Annotated in this window: 22 protein-coding genes; 2 read left to right on the plus strand and 20 right to left on the minus strand. The window is 29.5% G+C overall.

The features are described from left to right. Positions 1-6: 6 nt before the first annotated feature. The 15 genes from KQI38_RS00905 to KQI38_RS00975 all read right to left on the minus strand — a co-directional run bounded on the left by KQI38_RS00905 (position 7) and on the right by KQI38_RS00975 (position 15,521). Positions 7-2,334: an anaerobic ribonucleoside triphosphate reductase gene (locus KQI38_RS00905; RefSeq protein ID WP_216554374.1), complete on the minus strand. Its 2,328-nt coding sequence runs from the start codon at positions 2,332-2,334 to the stop codon at positions 7-9. Positions 2,335-2,446: 112 nt separating this feature from the next. Then, positions 2,447-3,322, minus strand: a complete 876-nt coding sequence (locus KQI38_RS00910; protein WP_216554376.1) for a radical SAM/SPASM domain-containing protein — start codon at positions 3,320-3,322, stop codon at positions 2,447-2,449. A gap of 48 nt (positions 3,323-3,370) precedes the next feature. Next, entirely contained in the window at positions 3,371-3,847 is a 477-nt protein-coding gene (gene msrA / locus KQI38_RS00915) for a peptide-methionine (S)-S-oxide reductase MsrA (RefSeq protein ID WP_216554378.1), read from the minus strand. A 102-nt stretch (positions 3,848-3,949) separates the two neighbouring features. Further along, positions 3,950-4,441 carry a ferritin-like domain-containing protein gene (locus tag KQI38_RS00920; RefSeq protein ID WP_216554380.1) on the minus strand — a complete coding sequence of 164 codons (492 nt, stop codon included), beginning with the start codon at positions 4,439-4,441 and terminating at the stop codon, positions 3,950-3,952. A 54-nt stretch (positions 4,442-4,495) separates the two neighbouring features. Then, on the minus strand, positions 4,496-6,262 hold the full coding sequence (locus KQI38_RS00925) for a DUF4153 domain-containing protein (RefSeq protein WP_216554382.1): 1,767 nt from the start codon (positions 6,260-6,262) through the stop codon (positions 4,496-4,498). A gap of 74 nt (positions 6,263-6,336) precedes the next feature. Continuing rightward, positions 6,337-7,683, minus strand: coding sequence for a GTP pyrophosphokinase (locus KQI38_RS00930; protein WP_216554384.1), 1,347 nt, complete (start codon positions 7,681-7,683; stop codon positions 6,337-6,339). A 107-nt stretch (positions 7,684-7,790) separates the two neighbouring features. Beyond that, the gene (locus KQI38_RS00935) at positions 7,791-8,894 is read right to left on the minus strand and encodes an NADH:ubiquinone reductase (Na(+)-transporting) subunit F (RefSeq protein ID WP_216554386.1); all 1,104 of its coding nucleotides are present in this window, start codon (positions 8,892-8,894) and stop codon (positions 7,791-7,793) included. Between the two features lie 13 nt (positions 8,895-8,907). Continuing rightward, complete coding sequence (locus KQI38_RS00940) at positions 8,908-9,498, minus strand: NADH:ubiquinone reductase (Na(+)-transporting) subunit E (protein WP_235601316.1); 591 nt, start codon at positions 9,496-9,498, stop codon at positions 8,908-8,910. Then, positions 9,495-10,133, minus strand: a complete 639-nt coding sequence (locus KQI38_RS00945; RefSeq protein ID WP_246565491.1) for an NADH:ubiquinone reductase (Na(+)-transporting) subunit D — start codon at positions 10,131-10,133, stop codon at positions 9,495-9,497. Before KQI38_RS00945 ends, KQI38_RS00940 begins: the two co-directional genes overlap by 4 nt. A gap of 3 nt (positions 10,134-10,136) precedes the next feature. Then, a complete protein-coding gene (locus KQI38_RS00950) occupies positions 10,137-10,742 on the minus strand; it encodes an RnfABCDGE type electron transport complex subunit G (RefSeq protein WP_216554388.1) in 606 nt (201 codons plus the stop codon). Next, positions 10,739-11,722 (minus strand): RnfABCDGE type electron transport complex subunit D, encoded by a 984-nt coding sequence (locus KQI38_RS00955; protein ID WP_246565493.1) that lies wholly within the window; start codon positions 11,720-11,722, stop codon positions 10,739-10,741. The genes KQI38_RS00950 and KQI38_RS00955 overlap by 4 nt, the downstream gene beginning before the upstream one ends. Before the next feature lie 297 nt (positions 11,723-12,019). Further along, a complete protein-coding gene (locus KQI38_RS00960; protein ID WP_216554390.1) occupies positions 12,020-13,186 on the minus strand; it encodes a bis-aminopropyl spermidine synthase family protein in 1,167 nt (388 codons plus the stop codon). 576 nt (positions 13,187-13,762) lie between these two features. Then, a complete protein-coding gene (locus tag KQI38_RS00965) occupies positions 13,763-14,512 on the minus strand; it encodes a peptidylprolyl isomerase (protein ID WP_216554393.1) in 750 nt (249 codons plus the stop codon). Between the two features lie 126 nt (positions 14,513-14,638). Continuing rightward, a complete protein-coding gene (locus tag KQI38_RS00970; protein ID WP_094901600.1) occupies positions 14,639-14,836 on the minus strand; it encodes a cold-shock protein in 198 nt (65 codons plus the stop codon). Between the two features lie 241 nt (positions 14,837-15,077). Next, the gene (locus tag KQI38_RS00975; protein WP_246565494.1) at positions 15,078-15,521 is read right to left on the minus strand and encodes a methylglyoxal synthase; all 444 of its coding nucleotides are present in this window, start codon (positions 15,519-15,521) and stop codon (positions 15,078-15,080) included. Between the two features lie 231 nt (positions 15,522-15,752). Here KQI38_RS00975 and KQI38_RS00980 point away from each other — a divergent pair, with 231 nt between their 5' ends. Continuing rightward, on the plus strand, positions 15,753-16,250 hold the full coding sequence (locus KQI38_RS00980) for a hypothetical protein (RefSeq protein ID WP_216554396.1): 498 nt from the start codon (positions 15,753-15,755) through the stop codon (positions 16,248-16,250). Between the two features lie 27 nt (positions 16,251-16,277). Here the strand turns inward: KQI38_RS00980 and KQI38_RS00985 are convergent, their stop codons facing one another. The 4 genes from KQI38_RS00985 to KQI38_RS01000 form a co-directional block, all read right to left on the minus strand. Next, on the minus strand, positions 16,278-17,030 hold the full coding sequence (locus tag KQI38_RS00985; RefSeq protein WP_216554399.1) for an acyl-[acyl-carrier-protein] thioesterase: 753 nt from the start codon (positions 17,028-17,030) through the stop codon (positions 16,278-16,280). Between the two features lie 255 nt (positions 17,031-17,285). After that, complete coding sequence (locus tag KQI38_RS00990; protein ID WP_216554401.1) at positions 17,286-18,638, minus strand: MATE family efflux transporter; 1,353 nt, start codon at positions 18,636-18,638, stop codon at positions 17,286-17,288. Between the two features lie 156 nt (positions 18,639-18,794). Next, the gene (locus KQI38_RS00995) at positions 18,795-19,070 is read right to left on the minus strand and encodes a hypothetical protein (RefSeq protein WP_216554403.1); all 276 of its coding nucleotides are present in this window, start codon (positions 19,068-19,070) and stop codon (positions 18,795-18,797) included. A 114-nt stretch (positions 19,071-19,184) separates the two neighbouring features. Beyond that, on the minus strand, positions 19,185-20,201 hold the full coding sequence (locus KQI38_RS01000; protein ID WP_216554405.1) for a YeiH family protein: 1,017 nt from the start codon (positions 20,199-20,201) through the stop codon (positions 19,185-19,187). A gap of 110 nt (positions 20,202-20,311) precedes the next feature. Here KQI38_RS01000 and KQI38_RS01005 point away from each other — a divergent pair, with 110 nt between their 5' ends. After that, complete coding sequence (locus KQI38_RS01005; RefSeq protein WP_216554407.1) at positions 20,312-21,208, plus strand: LysR family transcriptional regulator; 897 nt, start codon at positions 20,312-20,314, stop codon at positions 21,206-21,208. Between the two features lie 47 nt (positions 21,209-21,255). Here KQI38_RS01005 and KQI38_RS01010 read toward each other — a convergent pair whose 3' ends face one another. After that, positions 21,256-22,626 carry a sodium-dependent transporter gene (locus KQI38_RS01010; protein ID WP_216554409.1) on the minus strand — a complete coding sequence of 457 codons (1,371 nt, stop codon included), beginning with the start codon at positions 22,624-22,626 and terminating at the stop codon, positions 21,256-21,258. Positions 22,627-22,769 lie beyond the last annotated feature (143 nt).

The raw sequence follows: 22,769 nt of genomic DNA on the forward strand, positions 1-22,769 counted from the left end.
TACCCCTTATCTATTAGAACAAGAAAAATGTTTTACTCTGTCCCTTTCCTCAGCTTTCTTTGCATCGTTAAATCTATCAAGAGTACCTACTAAATATCCTGTTATACGACGAATTCTCTCAAATTTAATAGTTCCTTCTTCTCTTCCACATTGAGGACATACATCTCCTATTATACCTGTATATCCACATACTGGATCTCTATCTACAGGATGATTAATAGATCCATACCCAATACCGGCCTCTTTCATAGCTCTAACTATCTTTTCAAATGCATCCAAATTATAAGAAGGATCTCCATCTAGCTCTACATAAGTTATATGTCCAGCATTTGTTAATTCATGATATGGTGCTTCGATATTTATCTTATCTATCGCTTTAATCTTATGGTAAACTGGAACATGGAAGCTATTTGTATAATATTCTTTTGCAGTAACGCCCTCTATATTCCCATATATTTCCCTATCCATTTTAACGAACCTACCTGCTGTACCTTCTGCAGGAGTTCCTATCAAAGTAAAATTCATCTTATATTGTTTACTAATATCATCCATCCTGTCTCTAATATGTTTAACTATGCCCAAGCCAAGAGCTTGAGCTTCCTTACTTTCACCATGATGGCTACCTACTAAAGCTTTTAAGCATTCTGCTAAACCTATGAATCCGATAGATAATGTCCCATGTTTTAATATTTCTCTTATCTTATCATCTCTTGATAACTTGTCAGAATCAATCCAAACCCCTTGCCCCATAAGGAAAGGATAATTGCTTACTTTTTTACTAGCTTGAATCTCAAATCTTTCTATCAATTGTTCTATTACTAAGTCAATGGTTTGATCTAATCTTTTATAGAATCTACCTATATCGCCTTTATTCTCAAGACCTAATCTTGGTAAATTTATAGTAGTAAAACTTAGATTTCCCCTACCATTTACAATTTCTCTAGACGGGTCATATACATTTCCTATAACTCTAGTCCTACATCCCATATAAGCTACCTCTGTCTCTGGGTACCCTTCTTTATAGTACTTGAGATTAAAGGGTGCATCTATGAATGAAAAATTTGGAAATAATCTCTTTGAGCTTACTTTGCATGCCAATTTAAATAAATCATAATTTATATCTTCTTTGTTATAATTAATTCCTTCTTTTACTTTAAAAATTTGTATCGGAAATATAGGTGTCTCTCCATTTCCTAAGCCTTCTTCAGTTGTCAATAATAAATTTTTAATTACCATTCTACCTTCCACTGATGTATCTGTTCCATAATTAATGGAACTAAATGGAATTTGAGCTCCTGCTCTAGAATGCATAGTATTTAAATTATGGATCAAAGCTTCCATAGCTTGAAAAGTTCTTTTATCTGTATCCCTATAACTATTTCTCTCTGCAAATTTTTGAATCTTTTCAACAATCTCCTCATCACTCAATAATTCTTTTAAATATTCAGCTTCCTTCTCTTTATATTGCTCACTGCCACTTAAAGTTGGTAATAGTTTATATTCTTCTTCTAAAATTTTAAATACATTATCTAAATTATCATCTAAATCTATATCCTCCACTAATAATTCAATAGCTTTCCTTAAATTTTGTCTATATTGTTTAATATAAGTTTTTCTAACCCCAGGTGCCATCCCATAATCAAAATTAGGTATAGATTGCCCTCCATGTTGATCATTTTGATTTGATTGTATGGCAATACAAGCTAGAGCTGCATAGGATTGTATGTCTTTTGGCTCTCTCAAAAAACCATGTCCGGTACAAAAACCTTTATCAAATAATTTCACTATATCAATCTGACAACAAGTAGTAGTTAATGTAAGGAAATCTAAATCATGTATATGAATATCTCCTTCTTTATGAGCCTTTGAATGATTTGGATTTAGAACAAATAAGTCATAAAATTGCTTAGCAGATTCAGAACCATACTTTAGCATAGTTCCCATAGGTGTATCCCCATCTATATTTGCATTTTCTCTTTTTATATCAACATCCTTAGCTTCCTTAAATGTTAAATCTTCAAAAACCTTCATAAGTCTAGTATTCATTTCTCTTACTTTATTTCTTTCTGCTCTATATAATATGTACTCTTTAGCAGTTTTAGCATGCCCTGACTCAATGAGAATTTTTTCAACAATATCTTGTAAATCCTCTACTCCAGGTACTGTACCTCGAAATTTTTCATCAGCAACAGCTATAACCTTTTCGGCCAAAGCCATGGATGTATTATAATCATGACCACCAGCAGCCTGGGCTGCTTTAAAAATCGCATTAGAAATCTTCTCAATATTAAAAGGAACCTCTCTCCCATCCCTTTTTCTAATTTTAGTAATCACTCTAAATCCCCCTTATCTTCTCCAAACTCTATATATTGTTATTCTATTTTAACAAACCTCTATATATTGTGTCAATCCTTTGTATAATAATTAAATATTTAACTTAAAGTTATCAATTAAAACGAGTTCTGAATCCACATTTTCTACACATTTCTTCAACAACTACTCTCCTAGAAAATCCGTTATAGATCCTTGTGGATCTTTCTCCAGATATAATTTCACTTAATCTTGTTTTAAAGATATTCCCTAACGATATTTTCCCTTCCCCGTCTAAGCAACAAGGTATCACAGTACCATCAACTAAAATTCCTATTTGATCTCTTAGTCCATAACAATATCCTTTATTACCAAACTCTTGATTTTTTAAATCAGGCCATATAAACTCTGAATCCTGATTTAAATATATTCCATCATCTATCTTAATCCCCCTTTGGGGATTTATCACATCTTCAATCTTAAATGGCAGTTTAAACTCAGTTTCTATTCTATTTAAAATTTCTTTGTTTCTATTTACTTCTCTATTAAATAAATTATCACCTGTTAAATTCCAAAGTCTTAATGCTATTATTAAAGATTTATCTTCTTTAGCTAGTTCAATAAATTCAAATATATTATTTAGATATTCTTCTTTACTATTGGTATTATTATTTCCATCAAAGCTATGTAATGAAATATTAATTTGCCTAAGGGCTGGTTTATCAATTAGATTTTCTTTTACCCTAGAAAGCAAAGTACCATTAGTTGTTATATTCACTTTGAACCCCTTATCATAGGATATATCTAAGAATTCACCTATATCTGGATGCAAAAGAGGTTCCCCTTTTACATGGAAATAGATGTAATCAGTAAATTCTTTTATTTCATCTAGTATATAGGAAAATTCAGAAGTCCCAAGGAATTTTTGTTGTCTATTAGTTTTAGGACAAAAATAGCATTGAAGATTACAGACATTTGTTATTTCTATATATACTTTCTTAAACCTTTTCATTATCTCAACTCCAATATACATTAAAAGAATCCCCTAAGGGATTCGGTTCTATTTGCTTAAATCTATATGACAATAACCACCCGGATTCTTCTTTAAATAATCTTGGTGATATTCCTCAGCATCATAAAAAGATTTTAATGGTATAATCTCTGTTACTATGGATTTATCATATTTAACTTTTTGTTCTTCTAAAGTTTTATTTATAATATTTATATCCTGACTATCAACATAATAAATTCCAGTTCTATATTGATTACCTATATCAGGACCTTGCCTATTAAGTATAGTTGGATCTATTATTCGCCAGAATCTATTTAACAATTCTTCTAAAGAGATAATACTCTCATCATATTTAACATAAGTCGTTTCAGCATGACCAGTAGTTCCTGTACATACTTCTTTATAGGTTGGATTTTCTTTAATGCCATTTGCATAGCCTACTCTGGTTTCTACTACACCATTTATCCTCGACATATATTCTTCTACGCCCCAAAAACATCCACCTGCTAAATATATCTCTTTCATATTTTTCCTCCAATATAATTTTATAATACTGTATTTTCATAACAATAGTATTATACTACTAATTTCATAAAAAATACAGGGTTAGCCCCTGTATAAAATTTATTAAAATGGAGCAAATCCTTGATTAGTCCACCAGTCTGTCTTGTGCTTATTATACTGCTCAGTAAATTGTTCAAGATGTACTTTTTCCCATTTAATCAATAAGTCAAAAAGTTTTCTAGCTTCATCAAATTTAGTTTTTGACTTAGCAGCTTCATAAAATTCTATCGATGATTTCTCCATCTGAATTCCTATACCAAAAACAGACATGGCTAATGAGTTATATTCTTTATCAACCTTCTTCCAATTATAAATATCTGGAGAAGGAGGTGTTGCTTCTAAAGCTAATTTTATATCATCATCCTTATTATCTTTAATTTTATTAAATAATGCCTTCAAATATTCAACATGTTTTAATTCTTCATTAGCCAACTCCAAAAATGCTTCTTCACTTTCACTTGTTCCAGCTTGATTTGCTGCCATCCTATAAAATTCATATCCTTCAACCTCATTTAGGATAGCTTGGCTAATTATATCCAGTTCTTCTTTATACATTTATCTCATCTCCCTTCAATATTCTCTTTATACTTACCCAGTTTTTAAACAATATCACTTATTACTAATCAACAAAATAAAATCTATACTTTCAATAATTATATTATTATTTTCATCTACTCTACCGTTAACTTCATTAAATATAAATTTAATATCAATATTATCTATATCACTACGAACTGCCACTCCATAACTCATATCTTCATAATTCATCATATTCTTATTTTCATCTGGAACTTTTGCCTCTTGTTTTTCATATATATCTCTTACAAACTCAACCATATCCTGTTCTAATATGATTCTATCGTCTTTAGATATAATCAAAGCATTTCTTAATCTATCATATTGTAAAATCAATCCAGCAACTTCTCTTTTATTTTCATTCCATGAGTTCATGTGTATATAATAATCATACCCTTTAATATCAACGGCATCTTCTGCATTATGAGTTCCATAATAAAAATATCGATTTTGCTCATATGGAAATGAATAGTAAGGCTCATATTTAAATCCCATCACAATCTCCATCTTGTCTAAATCAAAATCCTTTGGTAATACCTTAATATCCTTCAACTTATGATTTGAATGAAAATAGCTTATTATATTACTGATTTCTCTTTTATCTTCTAAGGCTATTTCACTATTTCTAATTATCTCTCCATTACTTAACATATTATTTCTATCTAGCAAACTCTCAATTCTCTTGTTCTGACTAAATTTTGAAATAGTAAAACTACTTATTGGTCCATATACAGAATTAAATATAATAAAAGATAAACTAATAGGTATAACAATATTTCTCAAAGGTTTTTTAAATGAAAAATATAACATTATTCCCAATACCCATAACCCAAGAACTACTACATAATATCTATTTTCAGTTATACCATATTGTGCTATCCTTTGATAGATTGACATAAACATCATAAAAAGTACAGGTAATATTATCTTAGGAAATAATACTTTGAACAATTTTGCAGCCTTATTTTCTTCTAATATTGGAGTAATCAAAAATATTACTCCTACTGATAAAGTTGAGTACCACAATACTAGATGAGACACCAATCCTCTAGGCCATTCTTTCGTTAGGAGTATCTTTCCAAAATAGACATAGAGTATAGCAGTATATACAGTCACTAAAGGAATAACTATATATACTAAAAGTATCTTCAAAGATTTAGTATATTCAATCATATGATATTCTTCATCAACAGATGGCAATTTAGATAAAAATAAAGATACTGCAAATATCAAGGATACTATTAAAAACATATAGTAATAAAATTCTCCCTTAATATTTACATCGAAAAGTTGATCTATAGTAAAGAATATTGCTACTATACCAAAGTATAGAACAAATGAATATACAAAAGTCAAAGCAAAACTAGACCATATATCCATTACATAATATTCATAATCATTCTTTTTTCCTATCCTTGGTATATACAAAGATGCTAATATTAGAAATAACATAGTTGCTAGATATCTAGACATAGATACCATTCCATAATCTTTTATGAATACAAAATAATATAATATCAAAATTCCAGCGCCAATGCTATATAATAATATTGAAATTATTTTTTTCTTTCCAAAAAACCTCTCTATTAGCAACCCAATACACAGAGAAAGAGGAATTCCTAAACCTACTACTAAATTAATTTTTTCTAATATTTCCCGATCATCTCCAGTTAAATGGCTTTCATTCATATAAATTAAAAGTACAGTCAAAACTGTAGATAATGCTACTGTTATTGGAAATCTTTTGATACTCTTTCTTATACTTATTAAAGTTGATTTTACCCTATCAAAACTCTTCATGATATCAACCCCCTTCTACTATATAGTATATATTTACCCAACGAGAAAAAAAGTATTTGAAAAAATCAAATACTTTAGAAATCATGGTTTAATATTACATCTAATATTCCCTCTTTTCTCTCTATCCAGTCATCAAATGAATGTATATCTGTAAAGAGTTTTCCAATATTATTGTTCAAAGATTTAATGCTGCAATCACTTAAGAAATCAACATCAACTTCTTTCGAGAAAGTAGTGGCAATGGTCTCCAATACACAAGTAACTATTTGTTCTTTTTGAGATTCTTCTATATTTTTATTCTCTAATATCATCATCAAATTCTCATGGAATCTATACCTGATAAATATCATAAACCCTTCAAAATCTTCTGCATTATTCCCTTCTTCTATTTCAAATATTATCCTAAAAAATAAATTCCACCTAAAATCTTTATTTATTATTTCTAGGATACTACTCCCAATTTTTCTTGTAAAATCATCATTGAAAAAAATTTCCCTTTCAAAATTTATATATCTATTAAAGGATATATCATTTTTTCCTATATCATTCAATCTATTTAATATTCGAAGGAAATTCACACTATAATTTTCTGATTCCTCAGGTCCACCTTTCATGAATATATAATTTACAATCACATCTGTAGATTTTTTAAAATCTACAACAAATCCAATTTCCTGTCTTATCTTAACTATATATATATCATGAATAATCTTTGATAATAATGCCTGTAATTGTACTTTTTTTGTTAAAGAATTACTTGCATCCATTCCATTAAGATGATTATAGACAAGCATTAGCTGCCTATCAATCATAGATAAATTATCTTTTATTGAAGACATGATATCTCTAAAAAAGTCTTCAGTTAACATATAATTAAAATTCTTATAGAGTATTCTATGGTCAATCTCTCCCCAGAAAACATTTACTAAAGATTTTATCTGCAATTCAAAGTTGATACAAGTACCATCCTTACAATACTTTCCATCAATTTTATATATTTCAAATCCATTCTTTTGCTTCTGAGGTTGTTTTTCATCTAATTGTAACATAATATTAGAATTCAAAGGATTTGTATAAAAGCCATTTTCACATTTTATATCAAATAGTTTCATAATATCTTTATAAATTTTATTTTCATCTTCAATAAATCTACATTCAATTCTAAAACCTATTAGGTCAGATAAATTATTTAATAAATTCTCTGGTGTTTTATACTTTATGTAGAAATTATGTCTAAGTATTTTTTCTCTTAAACTCTCTGGAGATTTAATTCTGTAATTGACATTTAAAAAATGATCCTTTATAAAAAAACTATCTGTAAAAAATTTTTCTAAAGAATTAGCAACATTTTCTATACTTTCTTTTCTTTCTTCTATAAGTGCTAAAGTTTCATCTATAAAGTCAAACAATTCAAGTTTCATTATCTATCCCCCTAAGGATTTTTTGTATATATAATATATACCATTTAATTATATCATAAAATATAAGATATTAGTCCATAAAAAAAGAGAAATCCCTTGGATTTCTCTTAATCAAATTTATCAAAATATATTAATTCTTCAGGTAAACCTTTTTCCATAAGAGCACTCACCATAGAATCTATCATACCTGGATTTCCACAAAGATAAGCTTCTTTATTGTCTGAATTATCCAGATGCTTATCTATAGCATTATTAACTCTACCTCTTTCTCCAGTCCAGTGATGTTCTTCTGTTACCCTTGATAAAGTAGGTATAAATTTAAAATCATATAGTTTTTCTTCTAATTCCCTAAAATAATCTAGTAAAAATAAATCATCTGGGGTTTTTGCACCAAAATAAAATCTTGCCTTTCTATTTATCTTGTATTCTTTCATATGTTTAAGTATAGAAAGTATAGGTGCAATTCCTGTACCAGCTGCTACTAATATAGCCTCTCTATCATTATCATCGTGGAAATAAAAATCTCCATAAGGACCATTGATTTGGACAGTATCTCCTACTTTTAGATATTTGTGTACATAAGTAGTACATTTCCCTCCAGGCACATATCCAATAAATAGCTCAATATGGCTCTTATCCGCTGGAGAAGAAGCTATAGAATAAGCTCTATAAACTTCTTCATCATTACCTTCATAAAGTGGTGCTTTAAGCTGAATAAACTGTCCCGGTTTAAAATTAATTTCTTCTCCTTCAGGTAGTTTAATTTTCAATCTCTTAATTACAGAAGTCATATCTTCAATCTCTTCTACTGTTGCAAAATACTCTTTTACATTAAATAATTCTTCTGGTATCTGAATTTTAATATTTTGTTTTACCTTACATTGACAAGAAAGTCTAACATTATCTTTTAATTCCTCATCTGTCAGAAAGGGGGTTTCTGTTGGTAAAACAGGTCCTCCTCCATCAAGAACTTTTACTTTACAATATCCACAGGTTCCCTTCCCCCCACAAGCAGAAGGAATAAAAATCTTTTCATCAATTAATGTGGATAATAGAGAAGATCCTCCATTAACGGTATATTCTTTATCTTCATTTATAACTAATTTTACTTCGCCATAGTTCCCTATGGTTCTATCAGCAAGAGTAAGCAAAAAAGCGAATATAGCCGAGATACCTGTAACAGCAGCTGTTGTTATAATTATTTCATTCATATTTTTGCCCTCCTTATTGAATTTGGACTATGCCTGAAAAGCCAATAAAAGCCAATGCCATTAATCCAGTAATAATTAAAGTTATACCTGGTCCTTCCAGCCCTTTAGGAATAGATCCTTTCTTTATCTTTTTACGTATACCAGCTAAGGCTACTATGGCTAAAGTCCATCCAATTCCAGACCCGATGCTGAAACCAATTGATTGAAGAAAGTTATAGTTACGAATTATCATAAATAATGAAACTCCTAAAATAGCACAATTAACAGTTATTAATGGTAAAAATATACCCAATGCATAATATAGATTTGGAAGGTATCTTTCTACAATCATCTCTAATAGTTGCACAAATGCTGCTATACTAACAATAAAAACTATAAATCTTAAGTAATCTAAATGTAATGGCACCAGAACATAATGATATATAAGATAATTTATTATTGTAGTACAGGCTAGAACAAATGTAACAGCTTGGCCAAGCCCAAGGGAAGTAGGAATTTCCCTTGAAACCGCTATATATGAACACATACCTAAGAAATTACTAAATATCATATTATTTGTAAATATTGCTGCAAAGAATATGATGAAAGGATTAAGTTCTATCATGAGCTAACCACCTGACCTTTCTTTTCATCTTGTTTCTTCTCTTTTTCTTGAATAGTTTTAGTTATCCAAATGATAACTGCTAGGATAAAAAAGGCAGCTGGCGGCATTATCATAATAGTCCAAGGTGTCCACCATTCTCCTAATACTTGAACACCAAATATCGTACCAAAACCTAATAACTCTCTGAAAAATGCTATAGTTAATAGAACTAAGGTATATCCTAATCCCGAAGCTACTCCATCCAAAAATGAAGGTATTGGAGGGTTCTTTTGTGCATAAGCTTCTGCCCTACCCATTATTATACAATTTGTAATAATTAACCCTACATAAGGTCCTAAAGCTTTACTCATTTCGGGCATATATGCCTTTAAGAAAATATCAACTATAATTACATAGGCTGCTATTATAAGCACCTGTACCATCATTCTAATATGTTTTGGAGTAAATGATCTAATTAATGATACCGTAAAAGATGATAATGCAGTAACAAAAATTAATCCTACTCCCATAATTAACGAATTTAGCATAAGATTGGTTACAGCTAATGCTGAACATATGCCTATTATTTGAACTAGTACTGGATTATCTTCCCAAAGTCCCATTTTAAATATCTTTTTAGGGCTATCTCCTATCATTTCCTATTCCCCCTTTCTCTCTTTAATGAAATTATCTATGTCTTCATTTAAGAATTTACTTACAGATTTTGAAGTCAAAGTTGCACCAGCTATAGCATCTACATTTCCTTCAGGTGCTGGCTTATATATAATATAATTTCCATTCTGTGATCCTGTTATATCAATTCCTCTGAATTGTTCTTTATACCAATCCTCTGAGATTCTACCACCTAATCCCGGTGTTTCACTATGAGAAGTAAAATCTAGCCCAAGAATTGTTGAATAGTCGGCCGAAATTCCAACATATCCTTCTATACTTCCCCAGAGGCCAGAGCCATTTATGGGTACAGCATATCCTAGGATTTCTTGATTCTCATCATAATATACATACATAGAATCATCACCAAACGGTATAGAGCCTATATTTTCCATAAAAGCTTCATTAATGTCATCGGGATTTTCAGATAGCGGCTCAATATCAAAAGTATATAGAAGTTTCCTACTTAACTCAATTTCTTGATTAAATGCAATTTTATCAGCAGTACTATAATTTAAAAAAGCTAATATAAAAGTGAAAAAAGCAGTAATAATAATCATGAAAATTATTGGAAAACTAAAGGATTTCTTCATATTGCCACCTCTTCCTTTTTAGCCTTTGATTCTTTTCTGTATTTCTTATAAGCATTGACTCCCTCATCAATTATCGGCGCAAAGGTATTAGCTATCAGTATTGCAAACATCATACCACCAGCAAATAATGCATATCCCCTTATAATTACAGTAACTATACCTATAAGAATACCATATATCCATTTTCCTTCCTTTGTTTTTGGAGCTGATATAGGATCCGTTGCCATAAATACAGTACCAAATAATAATCCTCCGGCAAGTATTCCAAAAATAGGATTAGGAATTTGATTATTACCTAATGCATAGAGGATACTACTTAGACCTGTAAATCCGATTAAAACACCAGCCATTATTTGCCAAGAAGCAACCTTCTTATAAATTAAGTAAATGCCAGCTAACACTATTAAAACAGCAGATGTTTCTCCCATAGACCCAGAAACATTTCCAATAACTAGGTCCATTAAAGAGGCCATTTTTCCCGTATCTCTAAATAATAGCATGGGTGTCGCTTGGGATACTGCCTCTACTCCTTCAGTTATATAGGTACCTAATCCTCCTGGAAAACCTAAAGCTGCTTTTGACCATTCTATAGTCAAAGGGGTTGGGAAACACACATATACAAATGCTCTAGCAACTAAAGCTGGATTAAAAACATTTTTTCCAAAACCTCCGAATACTTCTTTTGCAAATAAAATACCAAATATAATCCCTGTTACTGCTATCCAATATGGCGTAGTAGGAGGTAATGTCAATGTGTATAAAATACAACTAACAAATACTGCCTCTGATACTTTTCTATTATATTTTTTTTCAAATATCCATTCTGTCGTTACTCCAGCAATTGTAACGATTCCTAAAAGTATCAAAGTTCTCCATCCGAAAAAATAGATTGATGCAAATATTATAGGTATTAAAGAAATAATAACTGTTCGCATCATCTTTTGTTTAATAAAATACTTTGAGAAGTTCTTTAAGTTCAAAATAACACCTCCATATTTTAATGAGTTAATATATAATATGATATATTCCCAATATTTTGGTAAAATAACATTTGTTAACTATATTGATAATAAAGATATTATATTATTTAAAATAAATTCTAAAAATACGGTATACTTATAGAAAATCCATAGGCATACAACACAAAGCACCTATGGATTTTAAAATCTTTTAACTTATATTTATTTTAAATAATATCTTAATTGTAATTTTATTAGCCTTTATAGTTTCTAGCCCTTTCTAATATATATAAAATTATATTAAATATTTAAACATACTTAAATACTTCTTTTATCTATCAACTCAAAAATTTGGCTATTACATTTAAGGCATCTTTTCAGCTTTAATTCTTCTATAGTTCTAAATTTCTCTAAACTTCCTACCTTCAGCTCCTCTCCACATTTTTTACATTTATATAGACGTGCCGTGGCCCTAAGTTCTCCGGTATAGATAGCTCCTTCATAAGAGCTTCCCATTAATGCTTTGCTATTATTAGTGGTTTTAAGAATTATCATCTGCCCTATATTACCAATTATTTCTGCTCCTTCATAGGTGTTAAATCTAGTTATTATCTCTGAAACTACAAGACCCATATTCAAAAAGTTCTTTTGCATGGCTAACTCAAAATCTGGAGATTTATGAGCATAGGAAAGATATATAGAAAGTCCGCTTTCATCGTTTAAAGCTTCTATTCCTCTTGAAAGAAATAAGTTCATCCCCTCAAGAGTATAAGGTGGATCTGTAAAGAAACAATCAAACTGCTTTTTAAAATCTTTTGATAGCTCTTTTCTAAAATCTATATATTCACATTTGATAGGAAGATTTTCTTCCATAGCTATATTATTTATATAGTTAATAATCCTTTTATCTATATCCATTACTGTAATGGAAGTCTTATATGTTATAGAAGTTTTGTAAAGCTTTCTCAATAAAAATCCCAGAGCTATACTAACTAAATCATCATCACCTATGCATAAAATCTTTTTTCCTATTAACGTATGATTTTTAATACATAATACTGCTCTTTTAATTGCTGTATCTATACTACACTTTGATTGATCAATAGTAACATCTACCTGAGGACGATTTTTAAAAATTATATTTAATTCTTCTCTTATTTCAATAATCTCCTTATAATCTTTCCACGGTTCTGTCAACAGTTTAATATATAAATCTTTATTTATATTCTTAAATCCCAATTCATCTTCTATAAATGCTTTCCCTTCTGAAGTAAGTCTTATTCCTCTATCTTGAATAAGTATTTTTCTCTTTATAAACTCTTTCTTTATGGCAGCAACTATAGGGATGGGTAAAAGCATATTTCTTCCCAATTCTTTAGTAGAAATCCCCTCTTTAAAATATATATTTATTAATATGTTCTCTATAACATTTTTTCCTTCTTCTATTTTTATATTTTTATTTACTTCTTCTATATAATTAAACATAATTATAACCCTCCATTTAATATATTAAGTTCTACATGACTAAGGTAGAAACTAATCATGACGGTTATATTCAAACTAATATTTAAAAGTAAAATAGAAACTTCAACAAAAAAGACCATAGCAACACAAAGTGTCACTACAGCCTTTTTATAACTTAAAATATACACCAAGAATTAATATCCCCTTTAATTATAAAATAACAATAGTAATTAAAAGAAAATATATTACTATTATGACTATAAGAGAATATATAATAATTTTGGGCATAAAAAAACCGTACAAAAGCACGGTTTTTACAATATATCATAAGGTCTAATGATTTCCGTGTTCCTAACTTACTCCTAAAAAACCGTCAACAAATAAACCTAAATACTTCTAGGTTAAAGTTTTTTAAGATTCAACTATTTAGTTGATTTAGTTAAGAACAAACGCTGACATCAACTTCTCTCCCTTATTTGTTTCTATAATTTATTTACTACAATTTACATTATAGCATATATAAAAATATATAACAATTATAAATATGATTTTCCATATAATCTTTTTAGTCTTTTACAATAATTTTCTTTATTATATTTACATATTATTTACTACTTCATATTTTTGTTTTAATTCATTTGTTTTATCCAAATAAGCTTGTTGTTGCTTCATTCCAAGTACTTGATCAGTTATTTGAGCCTTAACCTCATCAAATGTGCTCATAGCTTCTTTATTCTTGGCTGTTAATTTGATTATATGATACCCAAACTGAGTTTTTACTGGCTCTGAGATAGCATCTACTTCCATATTAAAAGCTGCTGTTTCAAACTCTGGGACCATTTGTCCTTTAGTAAACTCACCTAAGTTTCCTCCTTGCTCTTTAGAAGGACATGATGAATAATTTATCGCAGCGTCTTCAAAAGAAAGACCTTCATTTATTTCTTTTATAATATCTTTAGCTTTTTCTTCATTATCTACTAAAATATGACTAGCAACTACAGTTTCAGGTTTTTGAAAATTATTTTTGTTTTGATTATAAAAATCTAATATCTCTCCCTCTGTTACCGTAATTTTAGATAAAATATTATTTAGGGCATATTGTTTAAGTAACCCCTCTTTCAACCTTTCTAGTTCTTTAGTGAAATCTTCTTTTTTATCCAAGCCATTTTCTAGAGCATTCAAATATATTAATTCTTGATTTACTAACTCATCTACTACTCTTTTAATGCCTTCTGGCGATTGAAACTGCATTGCCATTTGAGGACCCAAATCATTAAGGAATCTAAGTACAGTATCCTCTGTTATCTCTTTACCATTAACTACTGCAAGAACTCTCTTTTCACTCATATGTATTCTCCTTTTATTTAAATTTTTAATACATCTCCTTGTTCTAAATAATCAATAAATCTTTTATCCTCAATAATATAAAACCTCTTAAAGATATATCTTTAAGAGGTTGTGAGTATCCATTTACTATAGAATAGTGATGTTTTCAGCTTGTAGACCTTTAGCACCTTCTACAACGTTGAATTCAACTTCTTGACCTTCTTCTAAAGTTTTGAATCCTTCTTTGTTGATTTGTGAGAAGTGAGCGAATACATCGTTTCCTTCTTCAGTAGTAATAAATCCAAATCCTTTTTCTGCATTAAACCATTTTACTGTACCTTTCATTGCATATACCTCCGAAATTTTATTTCTTTAATTCTTTGTAAAAATACCAACAATAAAATTTCTTTACTATATGCAGATAAAATTCTGAACCTGTAGAAATTATTGTGTATTGATTATTTACTTCCGAATTAAAGCTACACCCTAATCTTAACACACTCTAAGATAGATTGCAACTACATTTTATATCTTTTTTAACAAATCTAGAGCTTAATTTGTCTTAATACCATAATAAATTTTCAAACTATTTTGGTATTCTCAAATTGGAAAAATCAACTATTTCCCTCATATATTCCTCATCCATTAATGGCGAAGATAGTATATAATCTGCAGACGACCTATTGGTTGCTATAGGTATATCATATAAAACGGCAATTCGAAGTAAGGCTTTCACATCTGGATCATGAGGCTGAGCTTCCAAGGGATCCCAGAAAAAAATTACCATATCAATTTTCCCCTCAACAATACGAGCTCCTATTTGCTGATCTCCGCCCAATGGACCAGATCTAAAAGCTTTCACTGGTAAATCTGTACTATCTGATATTCGCTTAGAAGTAGTTCCTGTACCACATAAAAAATGTTTTGATAAAATCTCTCTATTTTCTTTTACCCAATCTATCAGATCATCTTTCTTATTATCATGAGCAATAAGAGCTATATTTTTCTGCTTTTCCATTCTTATTTTCATCATTAGCACCCCTCGAACTTAATACATTCTAATATTAAATTTTTATTTTAAATATAGTATACCTATTTTATCATTAATTTGGGCAAAATTATAGAGAGTAATTCATTTAGTTTTGACTAAAATATAACAAAACTTTATTTTACTATTCTTTAGTGTTATTATAATGATGTGAATATATCTTACATCGTTATTCAAATTTAATAAAATTCAATAAACAAAGGAGCGGTTTAAATGAACTCTATGATTCAAAAGTATGTAACACAAGAATTTATGACCGAAGCAGAAGGTAACTATATTGAAGAAGCTATTGCTAAAAAAGAATCTGTTATTGTATCTGGACATAGATCAGCAGGTATAAGACCATTGATGGCTACTCTAATGGCAGTAGCAAAAGGTAGCTTTACATCAGTTCAAGTGAAAGGATTTGAAGATTTAAATAGTGATGTTGAATATTTTCTTATTCCAGGGCTAGATAATTTGGATTTTGAAAAATTAATTGGTGAAGCTATGGCAAAACCAAACACATCATTTGTAACTTTAAAAGAACCTGAACATCCATATTCAATTCTAAAATTATTAAGAGATGTTTATAAACAAACAGGAGATACTTCTAAGATATATCATCTTATAGAATGTGCTAAAATTGATAATGTACCAAAATTAACTAAAATTACAAAAATGAACTTAGATGAAAAAGGGAAAATAATAAAAGTAGATTTTGAAGGATAATAAATAAGTTAGGTGATATCACCTAACTTATTTATTTATATTTTTCCACTTAGTTACACCCATGGAATGATTCTCTTTATTATCCTTATCCAAAATATTATGAAAGTATTTATATAAATCATCTGATTTATTTATTTCATTACTTCCAGATAATATGGTATTACCATAGGTAGTTTCTTTTTTATACAAAATTTCAAATTCACCTAGCATATAGTTTTCATAAATATATTCAGGAATAGTTTCCAGCATCCAAGAAAGATATTTAGTATTATTTACATGATTATTGTAATCAATATCTGATCTTCTCACATGAAAGTCAATGTATTCTTCTATTTTTATCTCTTTTTTGAAATCATAAAAATCATCAAAGGCTTTCTCTTCTACGGGATTGATTGCTTCAATAAATTCAGCTGGTACTCTAATAGGTCTCTTTTTTTCCATATTTAAAAATATCCAAACCGTAGATGCCCTTCCTATTTCTATAGCTTTTTCATCGTATATAATAAATTCTCTAGTAGCATAAAATTTATCGACTCCAGAAGTCCAAGTCTCAATTGTTATATTTTCTTTCACATTTGGATATCTGTGGATTTTAACCTTCCATCTATTTAGCATCCAGCCATAGTTTAGAGCTTGTAGCTTATCAACACCAAATCCAATATGATCTGTATGGGCCCCTGATGTTTCTCCCAAATATGTAAGTATTGCTATAGGCGTAGCTCGTCTGTATTTATCTGCATCATAATATGGTATCTGAAACATTTTTCTATATTTAGACATTAATCTATCACTCCTTTAAATATACAAATAATTATATTATATATCATAACTCTTATGTATAAAATAGAATGTCAAATTTCATATTTTATAAGAGATACTTCTATCAAAGCACTAATGTATTAATAAAGCCTTTCTTGAAGCATATTCAAAATTAAGTTTAAATTAAAGAAGCTTTTATTGGCCACCGCATAAGCAACTTGCGTGAAATCAAAAATTTCCTATTCCTTATAAAAAACAGCCTATGAAAGGCCATTTTTATGTTACATTTCTGATCCATTTTTTAGATTTAACTCTTGGTAAACCTATAACAGCCTTAACTATTTCTTCAAAAGAAACTAATATAAAAACAATATAAACAGGTAACTTTAATAATAAAACTCCAATAAATGCTAAAGGAACTCCTATTAACCATACAGCTCCCATTTCAAGATACATAGAAAAACTAGTATCCCCTCCACCTCTAAGAACTCCTACAATCAGTGTAGAATTAAATGTTCTTATAAAATAAAATATTCCTGCAACCATTAATAATTTTCTAGATAAATTGTACACATCTAATTCTAAATTTCTAAATAATTTTAAAGTTAAGTCAGGTGTTAGACCTAAAATTGCCCCTAAGGCTAATCCTGCTATAGTTGACATAGTTAAAAATTGAATTGCATAATTATATGCCTCTTCTTCATCTCCAGCACCGATTTTATTACCAACCATAACAGTACAAGCATTAGCTAATCCTCTTACCATTACAAAAAAAATATTTTGAATAGTACTTGCAACTTGCACTGCAGCAGTTGCCTCTGCTCCCATTCTAGCATAAGCTGCAGAATACATAACTTGTCCCAATGCCCAAAATGTTTCATTAATTATCACAGGGTAAGTAGTTTTTAGATATCTATTAACAAATTCTTTTGTCCAATCTGTTAATTCTTTTAGAGTAGCAGCTAGAGGTTTTATACCTGTATATACAAAATAAAGAATGAAACTAATTTCAACGATTCTCGCAATTAATGTTCCATAAGCTGCACCTTTTACTCCCAATTCCGGAAAATCAAAATGTCCAAAAATAAGTAAATAATTAAATATTGTATTGGTTATAAATGATATAGCTGAAACAACCATAGGCATTTTAGGGTGTCCAATACTTCTAGATGCTATACTAAAAGCAAAGCTTATACCAGTTATTATATATGACAAAGAAACTATTCGTAAATAATCGCTTCCTAACCTAACTACTATTTCTTCCTTAATAAAAAATCTCATAACTATCTCTGGGCAGAAGAAGGCCACCATGGTAAAAATTAATCCTGATAAGACACTTAAACTTACTGCTAATCCTAATACTCTCTTAATATTTTCTGTATCATTTTTACCCCAAAATTGAGATATAAAAATTGAAGAGCCACTATTAATTCCAAAAATAATTAAAGAGTAAAAAAAGAATAGTTGATTTGCTAAACCTACTGCAGCTATACTTGATTTACCTAACTCAGATATCATTAAAGTATCCACCATATTTAGTGAAGAAGTTATCAAGTTTTGTAATGCGATTGGAATTGCTATTACCAACATATCCTTTAAAAATTTCTTATCCTTCCAAAATTGCTTCATTTATGACCTCCGATAATATAATGTTAAATAAATGTATTATATTTAGATAATACCATTATTTCATTATACAATATTTATTTTAAATTGAATATACTTAATTTCCCCAAATGAATACTAATAAATAATGGCACTCAACTTAATGAGTACCATTATTTATTATCTCCTACCATATCTTGTATGGTCATTTCCTAAATAATTTATATTTGCATAAATTTTTACCATATTACTATCATCTTCATGCTCAATTTGAATATCAGTAGGCCTTCCATCATCTCCTCTTCTTTCAAAGTGATGATTTATGATCTCTAAAGCTATTTCTTCACTATACTGTCCATTATATACCTTATTATAATCATCTGCTGGCATTTCTAATACAGATCTATGCGCTCCATCTTTAACAATCCTTTTTTCGATAATATTATTAAATAACATTTTTATAACCTCCATTATCATCATTTAGAAGCTAAATTAAAACTCCTTTATAATATCTTTTCTATAAAGGAGTTTTTTATGTTACTTTTTATATATAAAAAATTGTTTATTGATTTAAATCTGTCCCATAAACTTTTGTACCATAAATGATACTACTACAACAAGAAGAGAGATAATAAAGCCATGTAACATTGGTAAAAATCCAGATTTTGATACTTTTTTAAAGTTTGTTTTTAATCCAATTGCTCCTAAAGACATAACCATAAAAAATTTACTTACAATAGAGATTTTAGTACTAGCTGAAGCAGAGATAATTCCTAGACTTTTTATGCCAACCATGACCAAAAATATTACAATAAACCATGGAAATATCTTTTTTAAGTCAATTTTTTCTTTTTTCGCATTACTTATATTATGCTTAGAGTTTAATCTCTCGTTAATAAATGAAAATACTAATACTGCTGGTACTATAGATAATGTTCTTGTAAGTTTAACTATTAATGAAAAATTTCCAGCTGCATCTGAAAATGCATATCCTGCCGCTACAACAGATGATGTATCATTTACAGCAGTTCCTGTCCACAATCCATACCCTAAATCACTCATTCCAAAATACCTTCCTGCTATTGGAAATAATACCACCATAACTATGTCAAATATAAAGGTAGCAGAAATTGCATAGGCAATATCATTTGCCTCTGCATCTATAGTGGGCGCAATGGCTGCAACTGCAGAACCTCCACATATTCCAGTACCTGCTGAAATAAGCCCAGAAAGCTTCCAATTCATATTAAATAATTTCCCCAAATAATATCCACCTGCAAATGCAGCAAATAACGTAAATGTCATAACAATTAGCGAATACTTTCCAACTTCAAAGACTTGAGAAAAACTTAGAGTTGCGCCCATTAAAATAATAGCTAGTCTTAACACCTTTTTAGAAACAAAACTCATTCCCTCATTTAAAATATTATAATTTGATATAATCGGATTAATTGCCATGCCTAAAAGCAAAGAAAAAACCCCTGCACTAATGAGTTTTCCTGGGATAAGATCACTAATGAACATTGATACATAAGCTAAAATAACTGTTAATAAAATTCCTGCTGAATACTTTTTGATAAATTTCATATCATTTACCTCCCTTTGTTTTATACTATTGATTCTATTGTTACATTAGTATAAAATCAAATTATGATTTATTATATATCAATAAGTTAAATTTATATATGGAGGATATAATGATTGATTTTAGATTAAAGACTTTCCTAATATTATGCAAGGTATTAAATTATACTAAAACTGCTGAGATTTTGCATATCACACAACCAGCTGTATCACAACATATTAAATACTTAGAGGATAATTATAATGTAAAGTTATTCCACTATGCTGGCAAAAGTTTAGAATTAACGGAAGCTGGAGAAATGCTCTGTAATTTCACTCTTGCGATGCAAGCAAGTTCTGATAGACTTAAACTTATGTTGGCCACTCCTAAAATTAATAATTATCCTATAACATTCGGATCAACTTTGACTATTGGTGAATATACAATGTCTAATTTACTTATAAAATTAATATCTGATTTTCCACATATTAATGTTACAATGGAAGTTGGTAACACGAAAATTCTGCTAGAAAAATTACGAGATGGAGAAATCGATTTTGCTATATTAGAAGGTCATTTTGATAAGTCGGAATATAATTCAATGTTTTTTTCTACTGAATCTTTTATAGGAGTATGTTCTCCTAATCATCCTTTTGCAAGCAGAAACATTTCCTTTCAAGATATTTTTGAGGAGCGATTAATCCTTAGAGAAAAAGGTTCTGGAACAAGAGATATTTTTGAGCAGATTTTATATGAACATAACATTACAATGAAAAATTTCAAAAGAATAACTCAAATTGGAAATATGAGTGTAATAAAAGAATTAGTAAGGGAAAATTTAGGAATTACATTTTTATATAAAGAAGCCGTTAAAAGAGAGCTTAGTGATGGCAGTCTTATAAAAATAGATTTAAAAGACTTTGATGTGGAAAGAGAGTTTAATTTTGTATTTTTAAAAGATAGTCTACATCATAAAGAATATCTTGATTGGTTTAACTATTTATTTCAATTAGATAAATGTAAAAGCTAGAACAAGAGGCTATCTTATTCTAGCTTTTTATATATACCTAATCCAAATTAATTACCTAAAAATCTATCCAATAAACCTAGAGAACTTAGTAACACTATGAATATGGCAACTGGTACTACATACTTAATTAGTATAGTCCAGAATTTTTCAAGCTTAAAGCTTACTCCTGGGCTCTTCCTAACCTCAGCAACAGCCTCATCTACACCCCAAATATATCCTATGAATATTGCCATCAAAAATCCACCTATAGGCATCAATATATTAGATGTAAAGAAATCTAAAGTATCAAAAACTCCTTTATTGAATAATGGAATATGAAAATCAGCCATAGGTCCCATAGATAAGGATGCAAATATACCAATTATAAACATAAGAGATGCAAATATGGTTACAGCCTTATTCCTAGACCACTTACGTTGATCGATTCCATATGATACAGCTACTTCCAACAGAGAAATAGCCGATGTAAGAGCTGCAAAGAAGACTAAAACAAAGAAAATCACCCCAAATACGGTTCCTAAAGGCATAGCTTCAAATACAGCTGGCAATGTTATAAACATAAGTCCAGGACCTTGGCCTGGCTCAAATCCAAAAGCAAACACTGCTGGAAGAACAGCAAAGCCTGCTAATAGTGCTACTGCCGTATCAAGTCCAGGTATTATTAAAGCATTTTTCTCTAAATTTTCATCACCTTTTAAATAACTACCATAGGTAATCAATGCACCCATACCTAATGATAATGAGAAGAATACCTGACCTAGAGCATCAACTAAAACTCTTGCATTAAATTTGCTAAAATCAGGCTTTAGATAATAGGAAAGTCCTGCTGAGGCTCCATCAAGAGTTATAGATCTTACAGCTACTATGATAAGCATAACAAATAATGCTGGCATCATCACTTTGCTTGCCTTTTCAATTCCGGCAGATATACCTTTAAAAACTATAGCTACAGTTAGTAACATAAATATTCCATGATATATTAGAGGCTCTACAGATGCTCCAATGAATCCAGAAAAATATGCAGCCTTATCTGTTGCTATACTTCCAGATAAAGTTGAAATAATATATTTAATAACCCAACCACCTACTACACTGTAATAAGACAAAATTAAAAATGCAGTTAAAATTCCGATTGAACCTAAAAATCCCCAGTTCTTATTTAACTTCTTATATGCTCCATAAGGGTCAAGTTGTGTTTTTCTGCCTATGATCATTTCTCCTAGCATCATAGTAAATCCTACTAATACAACTATCAGTAGATATACTACGACAAATACAGCACCACCATTTTTACCTGCTAAATATGGAAACTTCCATAGATTGCCTAGTCCTACTGCCGAACCTGCTGCCGCCATAATAAAACCAAAACTTGATCCCCAAGATCCTCTTTCTTCTTGGCTTTTAACCTTGTTGTCCATAATATCCCTCCTTTAATATTTTTTCGTTTTGTAAACTTAAATGAAAATTGAGGACTCCAACCTCTGTATGGTACAATGTTTTTGCTAGAAAACAAATACCTCCCAGAAAGGATGAAGTCCTCATGCAAAAAATTGTATCAATA

This window comes from Tissierella carlieri (genome assembly GCF_018917285.1).
In the GTDB taxonomy this organism is placed as follows: Bacteria; Bacillota; Clostridia; order Tissierellales; family Tissierellaceae; genus Tissierella; species Tissierella carlieri.